Genomic DNA, 22,406 nt, shown 5'->3' with positions numbered 1-22,406 from the left:
TTGCTGACAGTCTGGATATTGCTGGCGATCACATTGGGTGTCCCAGATTCTGAGGATTCATTGTTTTTATTCAAATCATTTTCTTTATTGGCATTTGAATTCAAAAATCTTTTACTTGACCCGTTAGCGCTAAAATCTATATTTTTTTTATTATCTGTTTGTTGAGCATCTATTTTATTAGTTGTCAGGTGCCCCTCTGCAAAGGCATTCATCATTGTAGACGGTAGCAGTAACGAGTAAATGACAGCAAAAAAAACAATGGCCTTACTAATATATGAAGACATATAAGAGCACCTCAGAAAAAATTATTATTTACTATCTCATTTTTGAGACTAACTCATAAAAATGAGGCTATTCCCCTAATTTCATATCTTAGAAAGCGCTGTGGATTATGCGATGAAGAATAGTTATTGGCTGATAGATAAAAGTTATCACCCGATATTTATGGGATATAAATTAGGTAGAGGGGTAGTAACTCAATTCAATCCGATAAAACTAATCCCTTCAAGAGGGAGGCTGATCACGTTTTTCGGGATGAGGTTTTTCTAACAACAGCAGAGCAGATTACTGGTGTATCCAAAACGCCCCCCATCAGCCTCTTTTCCCCCTGCGACAAACTATCTAAGGTGATACATCTCACATTTATTTCACTCTGTAGCTATAACGTGTAAAATAGCAGCATATTTATGTTGGGTGGTGTAGTGGCGGTCCGCCATATTGCATCTGTCCTGACAATTCCTCAGATAGATAAAACGGTAAAAATACTTGTCAATTAATAACTTAAGAAATATCGCCATCATCGCTCACGTCGACCATGGCAAAACCACTCTGGTTGATAAACTCCTGCAACAGTCTGGTACTTTCGGTGAGCGTGCTGCAACAACTGAGCGTGTGATGGATTCCAATGACCTGGAAAAAGAACGTGGTATCACCATCCTCGCGAAAAATACTGCCATTAAATGGAATGATTACCGTATCAATATCGTAGACACCCCGGGCCACGCCGATTTTGGTGGTGAGGTTGAGCGTGTAATGTCAATGGTAGACAGTGTTCTGCTGCTGGTTGATGCGATGGATGGCCCGATGCCACAGACTCGCTTTGTAACTCAGAAAGCGTTTGCTCATGGCCTGAAGCCTATCGTGGTTATCAACAAGGTTGACCGTCCGGGCGCTCGTCCAGACTGGGTTGTGGATCAGGTATTTGACCTGTTCGTAAACCTTGGCGCGACTGATGAGCAGTTGGATTTCCCTATCGTTTATGCTTCTGCGCTGATGGGAATTGCAGGTAACGAGCATACTGAGATGGCTGAAGACATGACTCCGCTGTATCAGGCAATCGTTGATCATGTTGAGTCACCTAAGGTTGATCTGGATGGCCCATTCCAGATGCAAATTTCTCAGCTTGATTACAACAACTATGTTGGTGTTATCGGCATCGGTCGTATCAAACGCGGTTCGGTAAAACCAAACCAGAACATTACTCTTATCGACAGCGAAGGTAAAACTCGTAACGGTAAAGTGGGTAAAGTCTACAGTCATCTGGGATTGGATCGCATTGAGTCTGATAAGGTGGAAGCGGGTGATATCATCGCGATTACCGGTTTGGGTGATCTGAACATCTCCGATACCCTGTGTGACGTCACTGCGGTTGAAGCATTGCCGGCACTGGCGGTTGATGAGCCTACCGTTAGCATGTACTTCTGCGTAAATACCTCCCCATTCTGTGGTCGTGAAGGTAAATATGTGACTTCTCGTCAGATCCTTGATCGTCTGAGAAAAGAATTGGTTCACAACGTTGCACTGCGTGTCGAGGAAACCGAAGATCCAGATGCATTCCGTGTATCGGGTCGTGGTGAGCTGCACTTGTCCGTTCTGATTGAAAATATGCGTCGTGAAGGTTTTGAGCTGGGGGTTTCCCGTCCAAAAGTTATCGTCCGTGAAATTGATGGCCGTAAGCAGGAGCCTTTCGAGCAGGTAACTCTGGATATCGAAGAACAGCATCAGGGCGATGTGATGCAGGCTCTGGGTGAGCGTAAAGGTGAAATGCGTGACATGCTGCCAGATAGCAAAGGCCGTGTTCGTCTTGATTACGTGATCCCAAGCCGTGGTCTGATCGGTTTCCGTACTGAGTTCATGACGATGACTTCGGGTACGGGTCTGCTGTACGCAACATTCAGCCACTATGATGACGTCCGCCCGGGCGAGATTGGTCGTCGCCAGAATGGTGTACTGATCTCTAATGGTCAGGGTAAAGCAGTTGCTTACGCACTGTACAGCTTGCAGGAGCGTGGTAAATTGCTTCTTGGTCACGGTACTGAAGTGTATGAAGGCCAGCTCATCGGTATTCACTCACGTTCTAACGACCTGACAGTTAACTGTCTGACGGGTAAGAAACTGACCAACGTTCGTGCATCAGGAACGGATGAAGCGACAACGCTGTCTCCACATATCAAGAAAACGTTGGAGCAGGCGCTGGAGTTTATCGATGACGACGAACTGGTTGAAGTGACTCCGCAGTCAATTCGCCTGCGTAAACGTCATTTGACTGAAAATGATCGTCGTCGCGCAAATCGTAGCAAAGACGCTTAATATCTCTGCGTCACATTGCATGTGACAGATTGAAGATGTATAGCTTAGGGTGTTTCGGCACCCTGAGTTTTTTATGATATTCCTGTCAATAATTTCTTCCATTCAGTTTCAGTAATCCTTTTTATTCATTCTCAATAATCTGTCCGCACACTCATTTACTCTTCAACAGCTATTCATTACACGCAACAAGCTATTTATCAACAGCGATTCATCAACAGTTATGTATCAACAGTTATGTATCAACAGCTTCTCATCAACAATGACTCATCAAAAATTTATTCGCTCGTTTTTTTGTCGACTTATCCTTTTTTCTTAACAAAATTATGCTAAAAGTAGCAAACGGTGAGCATCAGTCAGGGGGGATTATGCTGTATATTTTCGATATGGGTAATGTGATTATTGATATTGATTTTAAAAGAGTACTGGCTGTCTGGAGCAATTTGAGCGGGACACCACTGGCAACACTGAGCCCGAAATTTTCATTGGGAGAAACCTTTGAAAAACATGAGCGGGGGCAAATCAGTGACAGTGAATTTGCAGAAATGATGTGTGATGAAATGGAAGTCTCACTCAGTTTTGAGCAGTTTGCGGAAGGCTGGCATGCAATTTTTATTGATGTCAGGCAGGAAGTTATTGAGTTAATGAATAAATTGCGTGAGCAGGGCCATCGCGTGGTTGTGCTGTCAAATACGAACCGTCTGCATTTTGATTACTGGCCAGTTCATTACCCTGAAATTGCAGCTTCAGTCGACTTTCTTTATTTATCCCAGGATCTGGGTATGCGTAAACCAGAACCTGATATTTTTAAATATGTACTTGATAAAGAGGGTGTAATGGAAGATCAGTCCATATTTTTTGATGATGTTTTAGAAAACGTTGAAGCGGCGAAAAAATCAGGTATCAATGCTATTCATGTGGCTGGCAGGAACGTCATTCCCGATTACTTTAAGGCACATAATTTCTCACTTCCCACAGACACTTAACATCTCCCGCCCATTGCGGGAGATGTTTTCCTCCACTCTCCTTGCCCTGACCGGGCAAGGATTATAGGTAAAAAAATGATCGCATTAATTCAGCGTGTAACACAGGCAAAGGTTGTTGTTGAAGGTGAAACTACCGGGGAAATTGGACAAGGACTGCTGGTGTTATTGGGGGTTGAAAAAGACGATAACCCACAAAAAGTACAGCGCTTATGCGAAAAAGTAATCGGGTATCGAGTATTTAGTGATGAGCAGGGAAAAATGAACCGGAATGTTCAGCAGGCTCAAGGTAGTTTACTGGTTGTATCCCAATTTACATTGGCCGCAGATACTCAGAAAGGCTTAAGACCTAGTTTTTCTGGTGGGGCTGAACCTGAAAAAGCGGATGAACTTTATCGCTATTTTGTTGAACAATGCCGCGTAACTGGTGTAAAAACAGAAACGGGGAAATTTGCCGCAGATATGAAGGTCAGTCTGACCAATGACGGGCCGGTGACCTTCTGGTTACAAGTATGATATGAGTGGGATTATCCAATGGATTGATGATTAAAATAATAAAATAATCCACCGTGTGCAGCATCCGTTTCCCCGACTACACATGACAACACACAAGAGAAGGGGCTATTTCTATGTACCACCTGAGAGTACCTCAAACAGAACAAGAGTTGGAAACCTATTACCAATTTCGTTGGGAGATGTTGCGTAAGCCGCTTCATCAGCCTATTGGTTCAGAAAAAGATGGTTATGATTCTGTAGCTCATCATCAAATGGTGGTGGATGAACATGGTAATCCGGTTGCTGTCGGACGCTTGTATATCAATGCGGACAGCGAGGGTGCCATTCGTTTTCTGGCTGTTCATCCCAATGTGCAGCGGAAAGGCTTGGGCACACTGATTGCGATGGCACTGGAGTCTGTCGCCAGACAGGAAGGGGTAAAAAGGGTAGTTTGCAGTGCACGGGAAGACGCTGTTGATTTCTTCGATAAATTGGGCTTTCAAAACCGGGGATTAATCAATGGTGCCAAGACGACACCGATTAACCATTTTCTGATGATCAAACCGATCATGAGCCTTGATGATATTCTGCATCGTCCTGACTGGTGCGCAGAATTACAACAAGCCTGGCATAAGCACATTCCTTTGAGTGAAAAAATGGGGCTGCGGATCACGCAATATACCGGTCAGCGTTTTATTACAACGATGCCTGAAGCCGGAAACCAGAATCCACATCATACTATTTTTGCGGGCAGTCTTTTCTCGCAGGCCACGTTAACGGCGTGGGGATTGATTTGGTTGTTGCTACAGGAGCGCCAATTGGGTGGTGACATTATTCTGGTGGATGCCAATATTCGTTATCGACAGCCAATCATAGGGCGCCCCAGTGCAACGGCGGATTTCAATAACATGAGCGGTGATCTGGCTCGTCTTGCCCGAGGCAGTAAAGCGCGGGTTAAACTGGAAGTGCAGGTTAGCGGTGAACACGGCGTCGGCAGCGTGTTCACCGGTACTTATATCGTCATGCCTCCCGAACGTTTTGCCACAGCTATAGCTTGAGCTTGGCGCAGGTTTGCTTCTCTGTTGTCGGGGGAGCGCCTGTTGCTGAGCTATCAATCGTTGCACTATTCGGGGAAGGATGCTCTCCGGAAAGGTCGGCAGAAGAGTTCGCTTTTGGCGGGCAGCGACTTGTTGAAATCAAACCTTGCTCAATAGATTGTGACTCTTTGTCGGATGCTTTATTGTCTGCATCCAGTGTGCCCTTGATTGTTTCCTTAATGTCATTAGCGGAGAGATCACCAGTGATAGAGAGCGAGAAATTGCCTTCTCCTTGAATATCGAGTGGTCTCCAACCCCATTGTGGCAAGATATTCAAATCCGCCTTCATCCCCCGGAAACTGAGGTTAAAAGGAGTTTGGGAAATTTGTTGTTCTGCTGTGCCGGTAATTTGTAATAGACCGTCGCCTGAGAAAGCATTTAATTTATCAATGGTTATTTTGTCATTTATAGCGTGTAGTTGCAGGTAAGGACGGATAATTTCAATTTTATTAAATGTCCCGCCGGAGGCTTGCAAAGATGCCTGACCATTCCACAATCCCCAATGGCCATTTTTTAAAATATCCATGGTGTCAATATGACCCGAAAGCGTAGTTAACTGAAATGGGAAGTCAGGATTGGGATCAATCAGCAATGTATTATTGAGGGTAATGTCATTTAATTTTAACCCTGAAATCCATTCTGGTGCGGCCTTTCTGAAATCATTGAGCCAGGTTGGTGGCAGAATATAAAGCAGCCCGGTGACAGAACTATTTTTTAGAGTCAATTGACGGGTTTTACGATCCCATTCAGATTGAATATTAAACAATCCTTTTTGATAATGGGTTGTCAGATTAGCAATGGTAAAAGTATCACCAGAAAAACGGAACTTTCCGAGAGTATCGCTGAACTTTTCGTTATTGAACGTTATGTCCATGGCATTAAAATCAATCAACCCGTCCCCAGCGTTCCAACTGCCACTGACCAGCCCCACATTCTTGATGGTGCTATCCAGATAATCGACAGACCAGTTGCGTCCTTGCAGTTTGGCATTGGTGATATTGAGATCTTTGACATAAATAGCGGGAAGGTGGTTGATTTTTTCCTTCAATGTGTTCAGTGTCATGGGTGATTGCCAGCGAATATCGCTGACCAACAGATTATTCCACTGCCAACTGCCGTCAGCTAATCGCTGGCCATCGCCAGAAACAGCACCGTGCAAAAATGTTGCGCCAAAAGAGTCGATAGCGAGGATTTTATTATGGTAGTTGCCTTGCATTATGACATTTTCAACAGGAATACCCTTTAAAAGGATCGTATTGGCGCTGAATTGATATTGCCCATTACCAAACGGGCTTTCCGCAGTAGGCTCCCAAGGTGTAATTCCTCCGGTGATATTTTTTCCCTGAATATGTGTATTGGGATTATTCAACTGAATGTCCATTTGATCCAGCTGTAAAATATCTGCTTTAAGGGGCGGTGGAAATTGGTTGCCAGATAGCGTTAATGTTCCTTGTTGCAATGTCAGGCGATGGAGATTCCGGGGTGTCAGCAAATGTTGCCATTTGAAATCAAGATTGATGGTTTTGACATTAAGTAAAAAAGGACTCTGTTTATCACGGACTTCCACACGATTTAACATCACTGTGGCAGGTTGCAGCCAGTTATGGTCAATACTTTCAATACTGACTTGATAATGTCCTTGTTTACTGAACCATTGGCTTAATTGTTTTGCTCCCCAATGTGTCTGAATAACAACATAGATGACGATAATCGCCAGAACCAGCAACAATAAAAGAGTAACAAAAAACTTTCCTAACCACCTCATGACTTCACCTCAATAAGCTCCCTAACAGAAACCCTTTTATGCCGCAAAATGAATAGGCACTCAATAGGCGATACAGGTAAAAGTATCAATTTATGTATTTTTGATAAGGGGAGTGTTGATATTGCGAATAGATACGCAGAATGAATGTAAGAATGTAAAAAAGAAAACTCCCGCAGATAAAGCGGGAGGGATAAAAATGGCTTAAATTTATGGGTTATTTTTCTTGGGGGAAAATCAGATTAAGCAGAATAGCTGTCAGGCCACCCGCAGCAATTCCTGAAGAGAGTAAGTTTTTCATCCAGTCAGGCGCAAACTGCAAAATCAGCGGTTGTTGGGAGACACCTAAACCCACCGCCAATGACAATGCGATGATCATAATTGCCCGGCGATTCAGTGGTTCTCGGGAAACGATCCTGATGCCAGAGGCGGCGATAGTACCAAACATAACAATCGTAGCACCTCCCAGAACAGGTTCGGGAATATGTTGCACAAAACCTGCCACTGCGGGAAACAATCCCAACAGAATCAGCATGGAGGCAATAAGATAACCGACATAGCGGCTGGCAACACCAGTCAGTTGGATGACACCATTATTTTGACCAAAACAGGAATTGGGAAAGGTATTGAATACTGCTGAGATCATCGAGTTGAGGCCGTTTGCCAGCACACCCCCCTTAATGCGTTTCATATATAGCGGACCACTGACGGGTTGTTCTGAAACATCAGAAGTTGCTGTGATATCGCCAATGGTTTCCAGTGATGTCACCATAAAAATAAGAATAAGCGGGATAAGCAAATTCCAGTCAAAAGAGAGACCGTAATAGAGTGGTGAAGGAATTGTGATGATCGGTGTTTCTTCTGTTGGCGTCGGGCGGGGGAGCATGTCCATATACCAGGCCGCCAAATAGCCTACTGTCATGGCGATAACCAGAGAAGCGACGCGCAAGTAAGGATTTTTTTGGCGATTCAGCAGCACGATAACGGCAAGGACAATCCCCGCTAACAGAAGATTCTCAGAGGCACCAAAAGTCCCGTTTTGAATAGCCGAATAACCACCGCCAATCGAGGTTAATCCGACCTGAATTAGCGACAGCCCGATAATCATTACCACGATACCGGATACCAGAGGCGTAATAACCTTGCTTGCTAAATGCAGGATACGGGAGAGCAGTATTTCGGTTGTTGAGGCGATCATCAGCGTACCGAATAGAGCGGCCATCATGGTTGGAATATCAGCTCCCCCATTTTTCAGCGCCAATCCCCCCATAATCAGAGGAGCAACGAAATTAAAGCTGGTGCCCTGAATTGACAGCAAGCCAGAACCAATAGGTCCCCAAGAGCGGATTTGAATAAGTGATGCCAAGCCTGAGGCGAACAGGGACATACTAATAATGCGTTGTGTATCTTGCTCAGGAAGCCCGAGAGCCTGACAAATCAACATTGCCGGAGTAATAACAGCAACGAACATTGCCAGTAAATGTTGGCACGCAGCAAATAGAGCATGCGGGAGAGGGGGTTTATCTTCGAGGCGATAGAGCAATTCATTGTCTGATTTGGCGGAAAGCGCTGATGAATTGGACTCATGGGCTGAACTGGCCATGTTATGAAATTCCAGATGGACAAAACAACACATTTTAATGATCTCCATCATTAAAGCAATCGATTGCGTTCAATTCTCCTTATTATAAACGGCTTAATTTCGTCACATTTTTAAATGTTTTAACTTGTATTTATTAATGATTTTCTTTCTAATCCGAACCCTACCTGCTCTTGGCGTTTTTATAGGATGATTATAGCGTCACATTAAATTCACATAATATTAACAATGGATGGGTACATAAATGTATCATTTGGATATTTATGGCACGCTGGTTGCTGCCACACTTGTTTTGCTACTAGGAAGAAAATTCGTACAAACAGTCCCGTTTCTCGGAAAATATACAATCCCTGAACCCGTCGCGGGCGGATTATTGGTCGCCTTAGTTTTATTGGCGGTGAAACAAGCCACGGGTTGGGAAGTCAGTTTTAACTCATCTCTAACAGAACCCCTGATGTTGACGTTCTTTGCCACAATTGGCCTGAACGCTAACCTTTCCAGCCTGAGAGCGGGCGGAAAACTTCTGATGCTTTTTGTCTTCGTTGTTGTTGGCCTGTTATTGGTACAAAACACCGTAGGTATTGTATTGGCGAAAATGCTTGGTCTTGACCCATTAATGGGACTGCTGGCGGGTTCTATTACTCTTTCTGGTGGACACGGAACCGGTGCTGCCTGGGGGAAAGTTTTCTCTGAGCGCTATGGCTTTGAGAATGCGACAGAAGTGGCAATGGCCTGCGCGACATTTGGTCTGGTGTTGGGTGGATTGATCGGTGGCCCGGTTGCTCGCTTCTTGGTAAGAAATACCAAAACACCGGGATTAGGTGCTGATGATAATGAGATCCCGACCGCATTTGAGAAACCTTATACTGGTCGTCTTATCACGCCCCTGGTGATGTTGGAAACCATTGCGATGATTTCCATTTGTTTGTTGGCGGGTAGCTTTGTTGAAAAACAGTTGGAAGGCACTAGCTTTGAATTACCGACATTTGTGTGTGTCCTGTTTATTGGGGTAATTCTCAGCAATGGTCTGTCTTTGCTTGGTTTTTACCGGGTATTTGATCGAGCGGTTTCAATATTGGGTAATGTCAGCCTGTCTCTGTTCCTTGCGATGGCATTGATGAGTTTAAAACTGTGGCAGTTGTCTTCCCTTGCATTGCCGATGTTGGTAATTCTTTCTGTACAAGCAGTAGTGATGGCACTGTATGCTGTTTTCGTCACTTACCGGGTGATGGGTAAGAATTACGATGCAGCGATATTGTCAGCTGGTCACTGTGGTTTTGGCTTGGGGGCGACGCCAACGGCTATCGCGAATATGCAGGCGATTACTGACCGTTTTGGGCCATCTCACGTGGCATTCTTGCTCGTGCCAATGGTCGGAGCATTCTTTATAGATATTGTTAATGCTGCTGTCATCAAGTTGTATCTGTTATTACCGGTATTTCCATCTGTAGCAGGTTAATTCGGTACGTTTATGGATAGCCTGATAATCAGGCTAAATATGCCGCTGAGATATTTCAGCGGCATTTTTTTATTTATTGATTCATTGAATTTTCATGGCCACTAGGCGTGACTATATTGCGAACGATCCGGTAGCCAGCGCTCAATGAGTGCTTTAGCATGTTCAGGGTAGTGCTGGTGGATATAACGGGCAATACGCTGAACCTCAGGTAACATACTTTGATCACGCAATAAGTCCGCAATCCTGAACTCTGCATTACCCGTTTGGCGTGTGCCAAGTAATTCTCCCGGTCCGCGAATTTCCAGATCTTTCTGGGCAATCACAAAACCATCGTTACTGTCCCGCAAAACTTGCAGGCGTATTTTGGCCGTATTGGTTAACGGAGTTTTATAGAGCAGGACGCAATGTGAAGCAATGGCTCCACGCCCGACACGCCCGCGAAGCTGGTGCAACTGGGCCAATCCCAGCCGCTCAGGATTGTCGATGATCATCAGGCTGGCATTGGGCACATCGACACCGACTTCAATCACTGTGGTAGCAACCAGCAATTGTAATTCACCCTGCTTGAACGCCTCCATGATGCTCTGCTTTTCTGCCGGTTTCATTCTGCCATGTACTAAGCCGATTTTCAGTTCAGGCAATGCCAGTGCCAGTTCTTCACTGGTCGCTTGCGCAGCTTGGGCTTCCAGCACCTCAGAATCTTCGATCAGAGTACATACCCAATAGGCTTGACGTCCTTCATCCAAACAGGCGTTTTTGATTCGTTGGATAATATCGTTCCGGCGGGTATCCGGGATAGCAACGGTTGTTACGGGTGTTCGTCCCGGTGGTAATTCATCAATGATGGATGTATCCAAATCCGCATAGGCGGTCATTGCCAATGTGCGCGGAATGGGCGTCGCTGTCATGATCAATTGATGGGGATGAAAGCCTTGCTCCCGGCCTTTTTCCCATAACGCCAGACGCTGGTGAACCCCGAATCGATGCTGTTCATCAATGATAACCAGTGCTAGTCCCGCGAATTTAACCTGTTCCTGAAACATTGCATGAGTGCCGACGACCATGCCCACCTGACCACTCGCAATCGCCTCTTGTTGTGTCTGACGCGCTTTACCTTTCTGTTTGCCAGCCAGCCAGCCGACTTGAATTCCGAGCGGTTCAAGCCATTGACGAAAAGTATTGGCATGTTGTTCCGTCAGTAGTTCAGTGGGAGCCATCAATGCAACTTGTTTGCCGTGAACAATAGCGCGAACTGCCGCAAGCGCCGCCACCAGCGTTTTACCCGATCCCACATCCCCCTGAATCAAACGCATCATGGGAACATTTTTTTCCAGATCGTGTTCTATTTCTGCAACGACGCGGGTTTGAGCGCCTGTTGGTGAGAAGGGTAACTGGCTTAGCAGCTGCTGTTTTAATGAATTATCCGCTGTGAGTGGCTGAGCGTAAAAACGCTGAGCTCCAGCCCTGACTGCCAGCATACTTAAATGGTGTGCCAGCAACTCTTCCAGAATCAATCTGCGTTGAGCCGGATGTCGGCCATTTTCCAAATCAGTCAGAGAGATATCAGGCGGGGGACGGTGCAACGTGTGCAATGCATTGGGCAGGCTGACAATATTCCGGCTGAATTCTTCTGGTAGTAATTCATTCACGGCACAGGTATCCAGTATCTCCAGAGCCTGTTCGATCAACTTACGCAGTGTTGTTTGGCGTACACCCTCTGTTGTCGGATAGATGGGGGTTAACGTATCTTGTAACTGAATACGGTTAGCATGTTGCTGGACTTTATATTCAGGATGAATAATCTCCGGCCCTTGATTCCCACGGCGGATTTCTCCATAGGCAATAACATGTTTCCCTTCCGCCAAATTATTTTTCATTGCAGCGGTGAAATTGAAAAAACGCAGAGTCAATATGCCGGTTCCATCGCTGATTTGGCAGGTCATGATGCGTCGGCGACCAAAAGCCACATTTGTGCGCAATACTTCGCCCGTGACCGTCGCATAAATGCCGGACAGCAGCTCATTGATGGTATATAGCCGTGTTTGGTCTTCATAGCGGAGGGGGAGATGCAGCAACAAATCCTGTAGATTGACCAACCCCAATTTGGCGAGTTTAGTAACCTGACTGGCACCGACACCGCGCAGGGTAGTCAAGGGGATGGCATCAAGTAATTGGCCTTTCATGCGATATCGTCTCCGTCTGTGAGATTATTTCCTTGTTGATGGCGCAGACGTTGCCTGCATTGCTGCCCACCACGATTCACTTGCGATGATTTGCCCTTGTTGATCAATTACTGGCTGCTTTAATCCTTTACGACGAGAAACCGCCGCCAAAACGGGATAACCTCCTTCGAAAAGCAGTTTTTGCTGTTCTTCTTCGGACAGTGTGCTTTCTTCCCGTTGATACATGCCAGCCAGTTGGCGCTGTCGTTGCGCTTCATACAAAATCAATGCAGATGCGACTGAGACATTCAATGATTGCACCATTCCTGCCATCGGAATGATGATGTCATGATCCGCCAATGCGATGGCTTGCTTTGAAATCCCTTTCTTTTCCTGCCCCATAATGATGCAGGTAGGTTTAGTGTAATCAATTTGGCGGAAATCGACGGCTTTATCCGAAAGGTGGGTTGCCAACACTTGCATTCCGTCGGATTTAAATTGTTGAATCGCTTGTTCAACTGTGGAGTGCGTCTTCACTTCAATCCAACTGTTACTGCCGGCAGCAGAAGAAAGCTGAGTTCTTAATTGTTGGGTAGGCCAGATGGCGTGGATTTGGTGGATACCGACCGCATCCGCTGTACGAATGACGGCGGATACGTTATGGGGCTTATGGACTTCTTCTAAACAAATCGTCAGGTCAGGTTGACGCATTGCCATCATCTGGCAAATACGTGCGTAACGTTTAGGATTCATAACCTTTAGTTTCGGTTACGGCTGACTCGCATAACATCTGGCATGACACGTATCTTACGCATGATATTCGCCAGCTGGATACGGTCTTTGGTCGTCAGCCTGATGAAAGCACAATAAACGCGACCATCTTTTTCCTCTGTATTCATGCTTTGAATACTGGAGTTTGCATCATTGATGGCTGCGGTCAGATTTGCCAGTGCGCCCTGATGGTTAAACATATCAACTTTGATTTCGGCAGTAAAATCGTTATTGATATCTTTGTCCCATTCGACAGGCATGAATTTTTCCGGTTCTTTCTGATATCCACGGATATTGCGGCAGGATTCGTGATGGATCACCAAACCTTTCCCCGGACTGATGTGGGCAATAATGGGATCACCCGGAATTGGACGGCAGCATTTGGCAAAGGTGATAAGAATGCCATCAGCCCCTTTGATAGGCAGCTTACGGGCAGTATTACCGTTGTTGTTTGGCACTTTTTCCGTTGAACCGAGTAATAAATTCCGGGCAACAACCACGCTCATGGCATTGCCCAGACCAATTTCAGCCAGTAAATCATCCAACGTGACGAGCTTCATTCTTACCAGCTCTTTGTTGATATTTTCCTGCGGAATATCGACAATTTTCGTTCCATTGCCAAGAGCATGGTTGAGCAGGCGACGTCCCAAACCAATGGAATCATCACGTTTCAGATTTTTCAATAACTGGCGTATTTTGGCTCTGGCCTTGGAACTGACGACAAAATTCAGCCAGGCTGCATTCGGACGAGCACCTGGTGCGGTAATGATTTCGACAGTTTGCCCACTGCTGAGAGTTTGTGAGAGAGGATAAGGCAGCCGATCAACGCGGGCGCCGACGCAGGCATGACCGATATCAGTATGAACGGCATAGGCAAAGTCGACCGGAGTCGCGCCAGCCGGTAACTCAACAATCCGCCCTTCAGGTGTAAAAACGTAAATCTCATCGGGGAACAAATCAGATTTTACGCTCTCAATAAATTCAAAAGAACTTCCGGCACTTTGCTGAAGCTCCAGTAAGCTCTGCATCCAGCGTTGAGCGCGGACTTGTGCCGTCGTACCGGATTCGCCTTGCTCTTTATAGGCCCAGTGCGCTGCAACCCCCATTTCCGCCATCTGATCCATATCTTCGGTACGGATCTGGATTTCAACAGGTACACCATGAGGGCCAATAAGAGAAGTATGCAGGGATTGATAACCGTTGGCTTTGGGGATGGCGATGTAATCTTTTACTCTGCCGGGGCGTGGTTTATATAAACTGTGCATTTGCCCCAATACTCGATAACAGGTATCAAGATTGTTGACGATGACACGAAAAGCGTAAATATCCATGATGGAATGAAAACGCTGTTCTTTCAGGTGCATCTTGCGATAGATGGAATAAAGATGTTTTTCGCGGCCGCTGACAGTACATTCAATGCCTGCATCCGTTAATCTGCCTTCAATTTCGGACAGAATTTTCTGGATCATCTCTTTACGATTACCACGGGCGGCTTTAACAACCTCTTTAATCACGCGGTAACGGTTGGGATAAAGGGCTTCAAACCCAAGCTCCTCCAGCTCCGTTTTCAGGTGATGAATACCCAGACGGTGAGCCAGCGGGCTATAAATTTCCAGCGTTTCCCTGGCAATGCGCCGCCGTTTATCGGGGCGCAGGGAGCCAAGTGTTCGCATATTATGCGTTCGGTCTGCCAGTTTGATCAAAATGACGCGGATATCCTGCACCATTGCCATGATCATTTTGCGGAAGTTTTCAGCCTGAGCTTCCTTTTTGTCACGGAAGTTCAGCTTATCCAGTTTGGATACACCTTCCACTAATCCGGCGACAGTAGTACCAAATAACTGTTCTATATCCTGAAATGTCGCAGGAGTATCTTCAATGACATCATGCAGAAGTGCTGCCATGAGTGTTTCATGATCAAGGCGCATTTCAGCCAGAATACAAGAAACAGCGACCGGATGAGTGATATACGGCTCACCGCTGGAGCGGGTTTGCCCTTCGTGGGCATCCCTCGCAACAGCATAGGCCTGCTTAAGGAGATCGATTTGATCTTCAGGCAAATATTTCAGAACCAGCTGATTCAGGCTTTCAAACAGGTACAAGGCAGACCTACCGTAAAATTAACGACGACCTTCAGCGATAGCAGAAACGGCTTTGATTTCTGCGGCATCTTGTTCTTGCTGTTCCTGGCGTTCACGAACATCAAGAATTTTGTTGTTGATGAGGCCTTGCTCGATTTCACGCAGAGCGATAACAGTCATCTTATCGTTTTCTTCTGGAACGAGAGGATCTTTACCACCTGATTGCAATTGGCGTGCTCGGCGAGCAGCGACCAACACCAAGTCAAAACGGTTACCAATTTTTTCTACTGCGTCTTGAACAGTTACGCGTGCCATATGTGTGCTACTCCAGAGATAAATAAATGACTGGGCATAATACTGAAACTTGGTTCAGTCTGCCAATAATTTGCTGATTAAGGCATCATGCCGCTGGGTCTGACGATCTAATCGTAGACGTTCTGAACGAATAATAGATTGTAAATCGGCCAGAGCCGTATTGAAATCGTCATTGATGATGACGTAATCATATTCGTTGTAATGTTCCATCTCCGCGATAGCTTGAGCCATTCGTTTGGCAATAATCTCTTCGCTATCCTGACCACGTCCGCGCAGGCGGCGGAGTAATTCTTCCTTGGATGGCGGAAGAATGAAAATGCTGCGGGCTGCTGGCATTTTCTGACGGATTTGCTGTGCACCTTGCCAGTCAATATCAAGAAAAACATCAACGCCACTGGCGAGTGTATCTTCGATGACTTTTCGGGATGTGCCGTAATAGTTACCAAAAACACAGGCATATTCCAAAAACTCATCATGGCTGATCATATTTTGAAATTCATCTACTGTGACGAAAAAATAATGTTCACCATGATTTTCGCCCGGACGAGCTTGGCGTGTTGTATGTGAAACAGAAACCTGAGTGTCATACAAAGGCTGAGTTTTTAATAAAGCCTGAATAAGGCTTGATTTGCCTGCTCCACTCGGCGCAGAAACAATATATAACGTTCCTTGGTTCATGATGATTTCTTGACTGATTGGGTATAAATAAATGCAAGCGCAGGAATATAAAATCCCACATAGTATACACGGATACGTTAATCCATGCAGCGTTACAATACATGCCAACGGACATTTCAACAAAATTTTTTCTTAACAAACTGAGGTTAACGGAATATTTTGCGAAACAATTTCAGGAAAAATAAATGGTTGCAGAAATCCGGCATTTATTTTTCGAAACGCTTCGCAAACCTTTCTTTTCCATCTTGGTAAAAGTCATCCTGTTTTTTATTCTTTGCTCGTGTTTTAGGAGCTTAAGGAGCAAGGATGCTTAATTTTCTCATCAGTTTTCTTATCACCGTCTGGATACTGCTGGCCGGAATGCCCATGGCATTCGCCGATAAGGTGAATTGTTCCATATGGCCGCAAGACAAACTCCGGCATGAAATCAAACACCTGACACAACAGATGACGAAATGGGATCATCTTTATCGCCAACAGGGCATCAGTGAAATAGATGATGAAATCTATGATCAATTATTGGAAACCCTGACTCTTTGGCAAGGGTGTTTAAATCAGGAGCAAGACAACGCTTTTGCTGTTGCTGTATCAGGGGAGGGAAAACAGCCTCATCCTGTCCAGCATACCGGATTGAATAAGCTGAAAGAGGTGCAGGAAATCCGGCAATGGTTGCAGGGGCGAAAAGGCGTTTGGCTACAACCTAAAATTGATGGTGTTGCGGTAACGTTAGTTTATGAGAAAGGCCAGTTAGTGAGGCTAATCAGCCGTGGCGATAGTAAAGAGGGAACAAACTGGATGGATAAAAGCTCATTTATTCCCGGTATTCCTAAGCAGATAAAAAATGCTCCGGAATATTTGGTATTGCAGGGTGAGCTTTTCTGGCAGCAGGAACATCACCGGCAATTTGTTGCGGGAAGTCAGGGATTGCGTAGCAAGGTGGCGGGATTGATGATGCGCAAGATACCCGCACCAGAGCTTAAGCAAATTGGCGTATTTATCTGGGGCTGGCCGGATGGGCCAAGTGAAATGGCAGTTAAACTGGCGCGATTGGCATCAATGGGATTCCCTATCGCGCAGCAATATAGCCATCCTATTACCACCGCAGAAGACGCCGAAAAAAGATGGAAAGATTATTTTACCCAATCTCTGCCTTTTGCTACGGATGGTGTTGTTCTGCGACAGGAAATCGAACCTACAGGCCGACAGTGGCAAGCAGGATCAAACAGTTGGGCTGTTGCATGGAAATACCCATTACGGCAGCAATTAACAACCGTAAAAAATGTGAATTTCACGATAGGGCGAACAGGAAGAATATCCGTTGTATTAGAGCTGGAGAAAGTCAAGGTTGATGATCGGCAGGTTAGTCGTATCAATATCGGTTCTGCCAAACGTTGGAAGCAGTGGAATGTTTATCCGGGGGATAAAATCACGGTAGCACTGGCAGGACATGGTATACCTAAACTCGATAAGGTGGTGTGGCGTATTGCTGAACGTCCGGATATCCAGTTGCCCGGTGAGCAGGATTATCATTTTCTTAGCTGCCTGACACTCAGCCATACAAACGATGCGGAGAATATTAAGGACAATCGTTGTCAGCAACAGTTTATAGCCCGTCTGACATGGCTTGGGGAAAAGTTGAAAATAAAAGGTGTAGGGCAAGGAACATGGTCTGCTTTAGTCACGACTGGGTTGATAACGAATTTAACGGATTGGCTGTCATTGGAGAAGGAACAGATCGCGACAGTAGCAAATATTGGAACTAAGCGGGCCGAATTGATTTTCGCCCAATTCCAGCAGGCAAAGTTACAGCCGTTGTCATTGTGGCGTGAGGCTATTGGCCTGCCTTACGCTAATCGTTTTACGGATAAAATGGGTTGGCAGTGGGATGCGGATTTATCAGATACGGGAGTGAAGAATTCATTAACGGCAAAACAAAAAGAAAAAATCTCGGCTTTTTTACACCATCCGGAGATTGAGATGGTGATCGATGCTTTAGCTTCACAGGGAATTAAGGCTAAGTAGGACTTTAAGATTAAGCGGAAATTTAAGGTGAAAGAAGTCGGGGAATATGGGGCAAGGAGCTGCCCCAGGCGTTCAAATCATGTCAGTGGTCTGATCCATCGTAATTGAAGATGGGTAAACCGAGACGATAACGGATAGCTATCAATCGGGCAGCCAGCCCTGCAATAAGCGTAATCAGAACCACGCTATTGGGATGCAAAGGAGTGTGCAATAAAGCGATATAGAGCCAGGCCGCAGCGAAAGAAACACCTGCATAAATCTCTTTTTGAAACACCAAAGGGATAGTATTGCAGAACATATCGCGCAATACACCGCCAAAAACGCCGGTAATGACGGCAGCAATCGCTGCGATGATAGGGCTGTAATGCATCTCTAACGCGATTTGGGCCCCAAGGATGGAGAAGACGATTAAACCAATAGCATCGAGAATGAGGAATAAACGGCGTAGGTGTTTCATCATGGGTGCAACCCAGATAGTGAGCACGGCAGCACAGGCAACGGTCACGATATATTCTGGATTTTTTACCCAGCCGAGAGGGTAATGGCCGAGAATAATATCACGGACAGTACCACCTCCGATGGCCGTGACGGAAGCAATAATAATAACGCCGAATACATCCATTTTTCGACGACCCGCGGCTAAGGCACCTGTCATGGCTTCAGCCGTAATACCAATGATATAAAGGACACTGAGTAGCATAAATTTAGTCAAATGGAATAACGTAGAGGTAAAGAGTACTGTTGAAATAATAACGTCTCGCCTGATTTTTTTTAGTTAAATTTGAATAAAATTAGTTTTTATTATCCGAAACCTCTCAAAATAAGGTAGGAAAATGGTCTTTAAGGAACGTCAGATTACATTCGATAACCGTAGCCATCAGATAACCAATATAAATGTTTGGACCCCTGACAGCCAATGGTTAGTATACGATGTTCGTCCCAATGGTGCGTCTTTTACTGGCTTAACGATAGAAAAAATTCATGTTGATAATGGAAAAACAGAAATTATCTATCTGGCAGAAAATGGCGCTCATGTAGGTGTTGTAACGGTGAGTCAGCAGGAGCCGGTTCGCTATGCATTCATTCATGGTCCAGAAAAACCTGATGCGCAGTGGCAATACGATTTTCATCATCGTCGTGGCGTGATTGTTTCCGATACTCAGCCGAATGTGGCGACCAATATTGATGCCATGGATATTACTCCGCCTTATACCGTAGGTGCCTTGCGTGGTGGCACACACGTCCACGTATTCAGTCCTGATGGCAGCCGCTTGAGCTTCACCTATAACGACCATGTGATGCATGAGTTAGATCCGGTTCTTGATTTACGTAATGTTGCTGTGGCAGTTCCTTTAAGATCGGTAATATCAGCGAAGAAGCATCCGAGAGAATATGATGGCAGCTATTTTTCAGTTGTTGTCAGTCAAACCACGGCACATCCACGTCCCGGAAGCGATGATATCAATCGGGCTTATGAAGAGGGGTGGATCGGACAACGGGGATATCTAAAAGATAACGGTCAGTGGCAGCGCTGGGCATTAGCTTTTATTGGTGACACGCGCGCTGAAAATGGTGAAAAAATACCGGAAATTTATCTTGTTGATCTACCTGAGAGCGATGAAGATTATGGGATTGGGGGAAGCCAGTCTTTGGCGGGTACTGAAACAACATTGCCAGCACCGCCTGCGGGAGTGAAACAGAAACGTTTGACCTTTACGCATGATAAACGCTGGCCGGGAGTGGTGAATGCTCCGCGTCATTGGCTAAGAACATCGCCAGATGGCAATAAAATCTGTTTTCTGATGAAAGATGAACAGGGAATTGTCCAGCTATGGTATATCTCACCGAATGGTGGGGAGCCAATACAAATAACCCATAGTTATCAGGGGATACAATCCGCATTTAGCTGGGATAGCCGTAGTCGGTTCATTGCTTGTATTTGTGATAATAGCGTTATGCTCTGTGACAGTGAAAATGGCGTAATGCGGCGTTTAACGAAGCGTACTGATCATGTTCCTTCTGCGGATGCGGTGGTGATATCACCAAATGATCGTTATGTTGCCTTTATGCGCGATATTGACGGTTATCGACAGATATTTATAACCGAAACAGGCATTGATTCGGCCGATATTATTGGGCGTCCGACATTATCCGGCGACGTCCAATAATATAAGGTGATAGCATTTCATTTCTACCGAGATGATGAACAGTATCGAAATGAACAGTATCGAAATGAACAGTATTGAAATAAATAGCATTTATTTTTAGATATTAATAAATGCTATGTGTCATTGTTGATTATTTGTGGTTCGGAGAGAGTAGTGTCGGTTTTCCCTAGCTGTTCAATACGATGTTTAGGAGATTGTTCCGTTTTATTTTTATCGCTGCGGGAATAATCATAGGGGAGCAGAAGTGTATCCAGAATGGCAGAAAACGGAAGATCCACGGCAAGCAGCGGTTTCATAACCCATCCCGTTTTTTCATCTTTCAACATTTCAATGTTGGCTTTTGCACCGGGATAATAACCTTGATGGGGGCCGCTATGTGTCATGATGCTGGAGCAACCTGTAACAAGTAACCATCCCAATGTGGTGCATAATAATAGAAGTATTTTACGGTTTTTTATCATTTCCATGATCTCAATGAATTAATTTGCCGATGTCCAGAAACCTTAATTTGCTCTTTAACACCACTTTTCCAAAGCGTGAAGATAAACCTTCAATACTGTTTACTCTTTAATACTATTTACTATAGTCAGGTAGTATCCAGTTTGCTATAGCACTTATCGCTAAATTTAATAATTTTTTGTAATGGAAATTTTAACGTTGTTTTTATGTTTACTTTTTGGGGAAGATATCGGAAATAGTTGCTTTCTTTAACCTATTAACAATAAAAAGAATTTATCTGACTTGAGGTTTATTTAATAGGCAGGTTCTTTTATCAGAGAATAAAAGTTTTTCTTAAATAGAATTCTGCTTATAAAAATGGTGAAAGTATGCAGGGTATGGTTTAAAACTTATATTTTCCAATTAATCCATACATAACGTCTATATGTATCGCTTTTTAAATTTCGGTTTGGAGTTGAATTCTCTAATTCACCTCATTCTTTTCTGTACTCATCGGAAATAAAAATCTTCTTATTTTTAAAGTCCATAAGTATCTTCCTGTTTCTGAGAAAATTATTCCCCAGAAGACCATCGACATTGCCCATGTGTTTAAAATTTCCGGCAACAACAACCGCGCCAAAACGCTCGGGATTTCCGGATTTTGATTTAGTCGTGAGCATAGTGGCCTCGCATCCTTTGTTATCCATATTCGGGTCGACCATGAGACAGCTTGCAGGTTCATAGGGTTTAAGTCTCTCACGCCAAACCGTAGACACGGTGGCGCCAGTATCCAGAATCATGTGGTATTTGTGCCCGGACTGCTCGACATCAAAAATCATGCCATCAGAAGACATATGGAAAGGGAATTCTTGAAAGCCTTTTGGAACCAGCGTGTTATTGGTAAGACTATCGCTCATCGTTAACGAATGGGACACCAAATCCAGCATTATCAGTTTATCTTTAAACGCACCGAGACCTGCAACAGAACCATTTGGTAATTCGCCCCTGTCAGAAAGCTTTAAACCCCATTGTTTAAATGGGATTACGGTTACGTTCCTCAATTTAAGGCCATTCACGTCGAGAGAATCAGCCAGATATTCTATATTTTCCTGAATTTTCCCTGCTGCATCGGTACTACGATAAGTACGTTCTTTTTTGAGACCTTTTATTTTCTTCAGTTGGGATTCTTGAAGATGAAAGCCCATGACAGAGCCAGTATCAATCATCACATATACCGGATAACCATTAATTAGAAGAGTTGTATGAGGTGTGGAATATTCGTCAAAACTCAGCTTTAGAGTTACAGAATTTCCCGCGTTAGCAACGGGAAATACACAAAAAATAGCGAGAACAGTGCATGAAAACTTTGATAACCAGAAATTGATTCTTGCCATTATTCTAATCCTCTATTTCCCGATTTTTGCAGTGATTTTTTGGACATTCTGATGATTGAGATCATTGCAAACTGTTTAAGCAATTTTGCTTGATTAATTAAATGTGCTTTAGATCACAGAATATGGGAGAAACGCCTCAATTTGAGTCAATTTGGGATGGTAGAGGCAATTTAAAGTTAAAAAAGACAGCTTATTCAAACTATTACATCAATATTTTTCTGGTTAAATAGACACAGTTCAGGGAAGGTATATAAACAAGGATTGTTTTCCTTTCCTAGTGTGTGTGAAGAATTCTTTTGGGATTCTAATAACTACTGTCCTGTTCGCAGGTAAAAGTCCTCGTTATCATTTTGCTCCCTCCCCCTAAATGAGGGAGCTTTTTTTTATGGCTTTAG

General features: G+C 44.6%; 18 protein-coding genes. 7 read left to right on the top strand and 11 right to left on the bottom strand.

The genetic code is table 11. The annotated features are described in order from the left end of the window. Nucleotides 1-284: hypothetical protein (locus FE394_RS18330; protein ID WP_319927773.1), on the bottom strand; the 284-nt coding region annotated here is incomplete at its 3' end. A gap of 481 nt (nt 285-765) precedes the next feature. Between FE394_RS18330 and typA the strand changes: the two genes are divergently transcribed. The 4 genes from typA (at nt 766) to fabY (ending at nt 5,122) form a co-directional block, all read left to right on the top strand. Continuing rightward, nucleotides 766-2,589 (top strand): ribosome-dependent GTPase TypA, encoded by a 1,824-nt coding sequence (gene typA, locus FE394_RS18325; RefSeq protein WP_319927772.1) that lies wholly within the window; start codon nt 766-768, stop codon nt 2,587-2,589. Nucleotides 2,590-2,954: 365 nt separating this feature from the next. Next, nucleotides 2,955-3,572 (top strand): glucose-1-phosphatase, encoded by a 618-nt coding sequence (yihX, locus tag FE394_RS18320; protein ID WP_319927771.1) that lies wholly within the window; start codon nt 2,955-2,957, stop codon nt 3,570-3,572. A 75-nt stretch (nt 3,573-3,647) separates the two neighbouring features. After that, a complete protein-coding gene (dtd, locus tag FE394_RS18315) occupies nt 3,648-4,085 on the top strand; it encodes a D-aminoacyl-tRNA deacylase (RefSeq protein ID WP_319927770.1) in 438 nt (145 codons plus the stop codon). Between the two features lie 113 nt (nt 4,086-4,198). Beyond that, the gene (gene fabY, locus FE394_RS18310; RefSeq protein WP_319927769.1) at nt 4,199-5,122 is read left to right on the top strand and encodes a fatty acid biosynthesis protein FabY; all 924 of its coding nucleotides are present in this window, start codon (nt 4,199-4,201) and stop codon (nt 5,120-5,122) included. Here the strand turns inward: fabY and FE394_RS18305 are convergent. Both FE394_RS18305 and FE394_RS18300 read right to left on the bottom strand, forming a co-directional pair. Next, the gene (locus FE394_RS18305) at nt 5,112-6,926 is read right to left on the bottom strand and encodes a translocation/assembly module TamB domain-containing protein (protein ID WP_319927768.1); all 1,815 of its coding nucleotides are present in this window, start codon (nt 6,924-6,926) and stop codon (nt 5,112-5,114) included. The two genes, fabY and FE394_RS18305, sit on opposite strands and share 11 nt — an antisense overlap. Before the next feature lie 214 nt (nt 6,927-7,140). Then, the gene (locus FE394_RS18300) at nt 7,141-8,526 is read right to left on the bottom strand and encodes a nucleobase:cation symporter-2 family protein (protein ID WP_319927767.1); all 1,386 of its coding nucleotides are present in this window, start codon (nt 8,524-8,526) and stop codon (nt 7,141-7,143) included. A 241-nt stretch (nt 8,527-8,767) separates the two neighbouring features. Between FE394_RS18300 and gltS the strand changes: the two genes are divergently transcribed. Continuing rightward, nucleotides 8,768-9,982: a sodium/glutamate symporter gene (gltS, locus tag FE394_RS18295; RefSeq protein WP_319927766.1), complete on the top strand. Its 1,215-nt coding sequence runs from the start codon at nt 8,768-8,770 to the stop codon at nt 9,980-9,982. Between the two features lie 101 nt (nt 9,983-10,083). Here gltS and recG read toward each other — a convergent pair whose 3' ends face one another. From recG to gmk, 5 genes are read right to left on the bottom strand one after another with little or no spacing between them, the layout of a single operon-like run. Next, nucleotides 10,084-12,165 carry an ATP-dependent DNA helicase RecG gene (gene recG / locus FE394_RS18290; protein WP_319927765.1) on the bottom strand — a complete coding sequence of 694 codons (2,082 nt, stop codon included), beginning with the start codon at nt 12,163-12,165 and terminating at the stop codon, nt 10,084-10,086. Nucleotides 12,166-12,189: 24 nt separating this feature from the next. Continuing rightward, entirely contained in the window at nt 12,190-12,897 is a 708-nt protein-coding gene (gene trmH, locus FE394_RS18285; protein WP_319927764.1) for a tRNA (guanosine(18)-2'-O)-methyltransferase TrmH, read from the bottom strand. Nucleotides 12,898-12,902: 5 nt separating this feature from the next. Then, a complete protein-coding gene (spoT, locus tag FE394_RS18280) occupies nt 12,903-15,017 on the bottom strand; it encodes a bifunctional GTP diphosphokinase/guanosine-3',5'-bis pyrophosphate 3'-pyrophosphohydrolase (RefSeq protein WP_319927763.1) in 2,115 nt (704 codons plus the stop codon). Between the two features lie 18 nt (nt 15,018-15,035). Beyond that, nucleotides 15,036-15,311: a DNA-directed RNA polymerase subunit omega gene (gene rpoZ / locus FE394_RS18275; RefSeq protein ID WP_069317599.1), complete on the bottom strand. Its 276-nt coding sequence runs from the start codon at nt 15,309-15,311 to the stop codon at nt 15,036-15,038. A 54-nt stretch (nt 15,312-15,365) separates the two neighbouring features. Then, complete coding sequence (gene gmk, locus FE394_RS18270; RefSeq protein WP_319927762.1) at nt 15,366-15,989, bottom strand: guanylate kinase; 624 nt, start codon at nt 15,987-15,989, stop codon at nt 15,366-15,368. A gap of 306 nt (nt 15,990-16,295) precedes the next feature. Here gmk and ligB point away from each other — a divergent pair, with 306 nt between their 5' ends. Then, complete coding sequence (gene ligB / locus FE394_RS18265; protein ID WP_319927761.1) at nt 16,296-18,011, top strand: NAD-dependent DNA ligase LigB; 1,716 nt, start codon at nt 16,296-16,298, stop codon at nt 18,009-18,011. Nucleotides 18,012-18,093: 82 nt separating this feature from the next. Here ligB and FE394_RS18260 read toward each other — a convergent pair whose 3' ends face one another. Continuing rightward, nucleotides 18,094-18,711: a trimeric intracellular cation channel family protein gene (locus FE394_RS18260; protein ID WP_319927760.1), complete on the bottom strand. Its 618-nt coding sequence runs from the start codon at nt 18,709-18,711 to the stop codon at nt 18,094-18,096. Between the two features lie 133 nt (nt 18,712-18,844). Here FE394_RS18260 and FE394_RS18255 point away from each other — a divergent pair, with 133 nt between their 5' ends. Beyond that, on the top strand, nt 18,845-20,179 hold the full coding sequence (locus FE394_RS18255; protein WP_319927759.1) for a YidR family protein: 1,335 nt from the start codon (nt 18,845-18,847) through the stop codon (nt 20,177-20,179). Nucleotides 20,180-20,292: 113 nt separating this feature from the next. Here FE394_RS18255 and FE394_RS18250 read toward each other — a convergent pair whose 3' ends face one another. Then, entirely contained in the window at nt 20,293-20,640 is a 348-nt protein-coding gene (locus FE394_RS18250) for a YceK/YidQ family lipoprotein (RefSeq protein ID WP_419836364.1), read from the bottom strand. Nucleotides 20,641-21,111: 471 nt separating this feature from the next. Then, the gene (locus FE394_RS18245) at nt 21,112-22,011 is read right to left on the bottom strand and encodes a hypothetical protein (protein WP_319927757.1); all 900 of its coding nucleotides are present in this window, start codon (nt 22,009-22,011) and stop codon (nt 21,112-21,114) included. Nucleotides 22,012-22,406: the final 395 nt, after the last annotated feature.

Source organism: Xenorhabdus littoralis (assembly GCF_033949345.1).
Lineage (GTDB): Bacteria > Pseudomonadota > Gammaproteobacteria > Enterobacterales > Enterobacteriaceae > Xenorhabdus > Xenorhabdus littoralis.
The sequence above is the reverse complement of the archived record's forward strand: the minus strand, read 5'-3'. Positions and strand labels throughout refer to the sequence as shown.

Excerpts from the sequence above, each read along its gene's own strand:
- rpoZ (WP_069317599.1), bottom strand. The coding sequence starts at position 15,311 with ATGGCACGCGTAACTGTTCAAGACGCAGTAGAAAAAATTGGTAACCGT.
- FE394_RS18255 (WP_319927759.1), top strand. The coding sequence starts at position 18,845 with ATGGTCTTTAAGGAACGTCAGATTACATTCGATAACCGTAGCCATCAG.
- gltS (WP_319927766.1), top strand. The coding sequence starts at position 8,768 with ATGTATCATTTGGATATTTATGGCACGCTGGTTGCTGCCACACTTGTT.
- FE394_RS18260 (WP_319927760.1), bottom strand. The coding sequence starts at position 18,711 with ATGCTACTCAGTGTCCTTTATATCATTGGTATTACGGCTGAAGCCATG.
- ligB (WP_319927761.1), top strand. The coding sequence starts at position 16,296 with ATGCTTAATTTTCTCATCAGTTTTCTTATCACCGTCTGGATACTGCTG.
- FE394_RS18305 (WP_319927768.1), bottom strand. The coding sequence starts at position 6,926 with ATGAGGTGGTTAGGAAAGTTTTTTGTTACTCTTTTATTGTTGCTGGTT.
- FE394_RS18245 (WP_319927757.1), bottom strand. The coding sequence starts at position 22,011 with ATGGCAAGAATCAATTTCTGGTTATCAAAGTTTTCATGCACTGTTCTC.
- FE394_RS18300 (WP_319927767.1), bottom strand. The coding sequence starts at position 8,526 with ATGGCCAGTTCAGCCCATGAGTCCAATTCATCAGCGCTTTCCGCCAAA.
- trmH (WP_319927764.1), bottom strand. The coding sequence starts at position 12,897 with ATGAATCCTAAACGTTACGCACGTATTTGCCAGATGATGGCAATGCGT.
- dtd (WP_319927770.1), top strand. The coding sequence starts at position 3,648 with ATGATCGCATTAATTCAGCGTGTAACACAGGCAAAGGTTGTTGTTGAA.
- yihX (WP_319927771.1), top strand. The coding sequence starts at position 2,955 with ATGCTGTATATTTTCGATATGGGTAATGTGATTATTGATATTGATTTT.
- FE394_RS18250 (WP_419836364.1), bottom strand. The coding sequence starts at position 20,640 with ATGATAAAAAACCGTAAAATACTTCTATTATTATGCACCACATTGGGA.
- fabY (WP_319927769.1), top strand. The coding sequence starts at position 4,199 with ATGTACCACCTGAGAGTACCTCAAACAGAACAAGAGTTGGAAACCTAT.
- gmk (WP_319927762.1), bottom strand. The coding sequence starts at position 15,989 with ATGAACCAAGGAACGTTATATATTGTTTCTGCGCCGAGTGGAGCAGGC.
- recG (WP_319927765.1), bottom strand. The coding sequence starts at position 12,165 with ATGAAAGGCCAATTACTTGATGCCATCCCCTTGACTACCCTGCGCGGT.